General features: G+C 65.9%; 3 protein-coding genes and 1 pseudogene. 1 reads left to right on the top strand and 3 read right to left on the bottom strand.

All coding sequences use genetic code 11. The features are described from left to right. Positions 1–582: 582 nt before the first annotated feature. Positions 583–1,710, top strand: coding sequence for a hypothetical protein (locus QE494_RS08395; RefSeq protein WP_300042477.1), 1,128 nt, complete (start codon positions 583–585; stop codon positions 1,708–1,710). On the opposite strand, the gene QE494_RS08390 is transcribed toward QE494_RS08395, so the two are convergent. The 3 genes and pseudogenes from QE494_RS08390 to QE494_RS08380 form a co-directional block, all read right to left on the bottom strand. Next, the gene (locus QE494_RS08390; RefSeq protein ID WP_300042476.1) at positions 1,685–3,280 is read right to left on the bottom strand and encodes a SpoVR family protein; all 1,596 of its coding nucleotides are present in this window, start codon (positions 3,278–3,280) and stop codon (positions 1,685–1,687) included. The genes QE494_RS08395 and QE494_RS08390 overlap by 26 nt on opposite strands. Next, on the bottom strand, positions 3,267–4,601 hold the full coding sequence (locus QE494_RS08385; protein WP_300042475.1) for a YeaH/YhbH family protein: 1,335 nt from the start codon (positions 4,599–4,601) through the stop codon (positions 3,267–3,269). The genes QE494_RS08390 and QE494_RS08385 overlap by 14 nt, the downstream gene beginning before the upstream one ends. Before the next feature lie 66 nt (positions 4,602–4,667). Further along, positions 4,668–5,277: pseudogene (locus QE494_RS08380) on the bottom strand (PrkA family serine protein kinase); the annotation flags it as partial.

Below are 5,277 nucleotides of genomic sequence, written 5' to 3'. Positions count from 1 at the left end.
TCGCGGACCTGTGCCCCACTTCCCCACTGCCCCGTTGGTCTCGCAGGCTCGGTTGATAACCGACCCTCTTGAAACGAAACCGTTCGCGTGAGGGAAGCGACGGGTATGCGGTGCGGGGGCAGCGGCGCCTATGCGGGGCCGAGCAGCGCAGCGTCGGGCGGAAAAAGAGTCGGGGCATGTCTGAGCCGCCAAAGGCGGCGAGTTTGCCCCGGCTCCCGCACGGCGCGAGCAGCGCAGGGAAGCCCGAAGGGCCCCCGCATCGAAGCCGATGCGCCCGTACCGCATGCCCGTCGCGCTCTGGGCCAAGCGACAAACACCGAGCACAGATATCCGGCTCGACCGACGCCACTCCAAGCGCGGCGCCAACGCGAGATGACCACGAGGTTCGACGCCTCTCTCAAAAGCCCCAAGGACGCGCGGACATGCCTAGGGCTGAGCAGAACACGCTGGCCGCGCAACTGGTAGCTCAACCGATAGAGCAGTGGCCGAGGCCCTCCTGACCCGCGCCTGAAGGGGCGCGAGATTTCATCGAGGCGACATGAGCGAGGAGGAGTCTGGTGGTCTTTCAACGCCAGCCCACCCATGCAGCAGATCGTCCGCCTCCACCTGCCCCCCGCGCATCAGCGATCTGTTGCGCAGCCGACCGTTCAGTCGCCATCCCTTGATCAACCCTCTGTTGACCTTGCGGCCGCTGTCTCTGCCAGCGAAGCCGAACCCACCTGCCCCGCCCTGCGCGCCCGCACCAGCGCCCTGCGGGAGTTCCTCGCCCAGGCCACCGGATCGCTGGTGGCCAGCGGGGTACGGCATGCCTTGCAGGGCGCGGGTCCAGCCGGCGCCCTCGCGGGAGCAGCCTGGGTGGGTGCGGGCCTGGCGGCTGCAGGCTGGCGGGCGTATTCGCTTTCGGAGCGCGCGCTGGCCGGAGGACCGGGGCGCGCGCACTGGGCCTGTCGTCTGGCGATGGCCGCCCTGCCCGTGGCGATCGCCAGCGCAGTGACGATGGCCGTGGCCCCGGCGCAGGCCCCGACGGCGGTACTCCTCTTCGCGGGCGGACTCGTCGAGCGGTCCGTACGCGACCTCAGCAGTCACGGCCTGGCGGCCTGGCTGCCGCGGGGCGAGATGGTGAGTCCTGGCGGAAGCGGCGTGGTCCCGGCGCTCAAGGTCCATATCGAATGGGCGCGGGCGCTGCAGGCCATGCCGCGCACCCTGGCCTGCACCGCGCTGCAGACAGGCCTTGGGTTCGCCATTGCGCCTTGGCTCGACGACAGCCCTACCGTCCAGGCCGTGGCGTCCGCAACAGGGAGCGGGCTGCTGGAAGCTGCGCGGGCCGTCATCAATCACCGCGCCACCGAGGATCAGGCCCATCTGCATGGCCTGGTGATGAGGCCACATGCCGGCCAGGGGGTGCAGCATGGGCTGGTCCGTGCGGCGGACGTGTGCAGCCTGCGTGAAACCCTGGCCCTGCCCGCAGATTGCATTGCGGCGCTGGCGGGGACACCGGCCACCCTGGGAGGTCAAGCGGCCATGACGCTGGTCTTGGGCACGCTCAAGGGGATCGGTGAGGCGCGGTCGGCGCTGGTGAACCTGGGACGGGCGCCAGGCGGAGTCACCCAGCACCCCGGACAGTCGGATCCACCACCGCCTGCGCTGGCCCTGGAACCGCCGCTGCAGACGGCCGAGTCCGACCTCAGCCCGGTGCCCCCGCCGGCGTGACCTCCCAGTGCTGGATCACGCGCTCCTGCGCGTCCACACTTTCGAGCCGCACCCGGAAGCCCCACAGCCGTGCCAGGTGTTTGACCACCTCACGCGCGCTCTCGCTCAGTGGGCGGTCGCTTTGCCGCAGGTGCCGCAGCAGGAGGGACCGATCACCCCGCAGGTTGACATTCCACACCTGGATGGCGGGCTCGCGCCAGTTCAGGTCGTACTGGCGGGCCAGCGCCTCCCGCAAATGCCGCCAGCCGGACTCGTCGTGAATGGCGGAGACCTCCAATTCGCTCTGGTTGGCGTCGTCCACCACAGAAAAAAGACGCATCTCGCGCATGAGGCGGGGCGAGAGGTACTGCCCGATGAAGCTCTCGTCTTTGTAGTGGCGCATGGCATGGTCTAGCGTAGCCACCCAGTCGCTGCCGGCAATGTCCGGGAACCACGCCCGGTCTTCGGCAGTGGGCTGCTCGCAGATGCGCCGCAGGTCGGTGAACATGGCAAAGCCCAGCGCGTAGGGATTCATCCCGCTGTAGCGCGGGTCCCCCACACTGGGCTGGAAGATGACATTGGTGTGCGAGGCCAGACACTCCATCATGAAGCCGTCGGCCAGCCGGCCGTCCTCGTACAGGGTGGTGAGCAGGGTGTAGTGCCAAAAGGTAGCCCACCCCTCGTTCATCACCTGGGTCTGGCGCTGGGGGTAGAAATACTGCGCGATCTTGCGCACGATGCGCACCACCTCCCGCTGCCAGGGTTCGAGCAGGGGTGCGTGTTTTTCGATGAAATACAGCAGGTTCTCCTGCGGCTCGGCCGGGAAGCGCTTTTCCTCGGGCTGAGACTGCCGGTCGGGTGCGCGCGGCAGGGTACGCCACAGGTCATTGACATGCTGCTGCAGGTAGGCCTCGCGGTCCTTGCGCCGCGCCTCCTCTTGGGCGAGCGTGATTTTTTGCGGCCGGCGATAGCGGTCAACGCCGTGGTGCATGAGGGCGTGACAGGCATCAAGCAGTTCCTCCACGGCATCGACCCCATGGCGCTGCTCGCAATCCGCGATGTAGTCGCGGGCATAGACCAGGTAATCAACGATGGAGCCTGCATCCGTCCACATCCGAAACAGGTAGTTGCCTTTGAAGAAGCTGTTGTGGCCAAAGCAGGCGTGGGCCATCACCAGAGCCTGCATCGGCAGGGTGTTCTCCTCCATCAGGTAGGCGATGCAGGGGTCGGAGTTGATGACGATCTCGTAGGCCAGCCCCATCTGGCCGCGCCGGTAGCGCTTTTCAGCGGCGATGAACTGCTTGCCATAGGACCAGTGCCGGTAATGCACCGGCATGCCTACCGAGGCATAGGCATCGAGCATCTGCTCGGCGGAAATCATTTCCAGTTGAACCGGGTAGGTATCCAGGCGGTAGCGCCCTGCCACCTCCCGGATCGCGTCGAAGTAGGTGTCGATCAGGTCAAAAGACCAGTCTGAGCCCGCAGGCAGGCGGCGGCCGGGATCGTGGGACAAATCACCGGGAGGGCGCGCAAGCCAAGTAGGAAGGCCAGGGACGACAGAGGGGGGAGTGCCGTGCTTATGACTGGGCATGCTGCGCGCTCCCTGCGGGTGCCTGGCGAAACAGTTCGCGAAAGACCGGGAAGATCTGCTCGGCGGCGGTGATCTTTTGCATCGCAAATTGCGGATGGTCGGCACGAAGGCTGCTGTACTCCTCCCACAGGTTCTGGTCCTCGTCGGCCACCTGCACATAGGCAAAGTAGCGAACCAGGGGAAGCAGCTCGCGCGCGAGGAGGTGCCGGCACTTGGTCGAGTCCTGCTGCCAGTTGTCACCGTCCGAGGCCTGCGCGCCGTAAATATTCCAATCGCTGCCCAGGTAGCGCTCGCGCACGATCTGGTTCATCAGGGTCAGCGCGCTCGAGACCACGGTACCGCCGCTCTCGGTGGCACCAAAGAACCCCTCCTCGTTAACCTCTGAGGCCTGGGTGTGGTGGCGGATGAACACCACCTCGGTCTCCCGGTAATGGCGGGAAAGAAAGAGGTAGAGCAAGATAAAAAACCGCTTGGCCAAATCCTTGCGGGACTCGTCCATCGAGCCGGAGACATCCATCAGGCAAAACATCACTGCCTTCGAAGTGGGCAGGGGATCGCGAACCCGGTGCCGGTAGCGCAGGTCGATCGGGTCCAGAAAGGGCACGCGGGCAAGCCGGGCGCTCAGCGCATCGACCTCGGCGCGGGCGCGCTCCACGTCGGCTTCCAGGGTGTCCGCGGCGCCTGAGGTGCCTGCGGTGTCGAGCAGCCGCGTCAAAGCGACCTGCGCCTCGTGGAGCGCCCGGCGCGCCTCGCTGCCCATGGCGATGCGCCGCCCCAGGGCGACGCGCAGCGAGCGCACCACATGCAAGCTGGTGGGGTTGCCCTCGGAGACGAACCCGGCGTTGCGCACTTTCCACTCTGGCACCTCGGCCAACAACTGGGTGCGGATCATCCGCGGCAAAGCCAGGTCGTCGAAGAAGTGGTTCATGAACTCCTCCCGCGTGATGCGGAAGGTGAAGTCATCATCGCCCTGGGCGTCGGGTGACCCTTCGCCCTGCCCGCTCCCCTGCCCGCTGCCCTTGGGGCGGGCTATGCGGTCACCCCGCAGCCACTCCTGGTTGCCGGGGTGCACCAGTTCCCGGCTGCCACCCGGCCCATGCGCAAACTCGGGCTCGGACAGATCCCGGCGGGGAATCGTGATGTCGGCCCCCTGCTCGATGTTGTGAATGCTGCGGTCGCCCACCGCCTGGCGGACGGCCTGCCGAATCTGTTCGCGATAGCGGCGCAAGAAGCGCTCACGATTGCCCACAGACTTGTTCTTGCCGGACAGCCGACGGTCGATCACCTGCTGGAGAACGGTACCTGGTGGCGTGACGGCCATGGGGTCTTCCTGGGTTACTGCGTGCCTGGGCTTTGGGAGGTGCGGGAGGGGGCTGGCGTGGCCAGGTCACGAGCTCTTGCGAACACGCAGGTACCACTCGCACAGCAGGCGGACCTGCCGGTGGGTGTAGCCCTTCTCGACCATCCGGTTGACAAAGTCCTCGTGCTTTTTTTGCTCGTCCCCGCTGGCCTTGGTGTTGAAACTGACCACGGGCAGCAGGTCTTCGGTATTGGAGAACATCTTCTTTTCAATCACCGCGCGCAGCTTCTCGTAGCTGGTCCAAAGCGGGTTCTTGCCGCCGTTCTGGGCACGCGCCCGCAGCACGAAGTTGACGATCTCGTTGCGGAAGTCCTTGGGGTTGGCCAGACCCGCGGGCTTTTCGATCTTCTCGAGCTCGGCGTTGAGCGCGGCGCGGTCGAAACTCTCGCCGGTGTCGGTGTCGCGGTACTCCTGATCCTGGATCCAGAAGTCGGCGTAGGTGACATAGCGGTCGAAGATGTTTTGACCGTACTCGGAGTAGGACTCCAAGTAGGCGGTCTGAATCTCTTTGCCGATGAACTCGGCGTAACGGGCCGAGAGATGCTCTTTGATGTAGGCCAGGTACTTTTGCTCGACCTCGGGCGCGAACTGCTCCCGCTCAATTTGCTGCTCGAGCACGTACATGAGGTGCACCGGG

This window comes from Ramlibacter sp., from assembly GCF_029866045.1.
Lineage (GTDB): Bacteria > Pseudomonadota > Gammaproteobacteria > Burkholderiales > Burkholderiaceae_C > Ramlibacter.
Note: the sequence above shows the minus strand (reverse complement) of the source record. Positions and strands in the feature narration are given on the sequence as shown.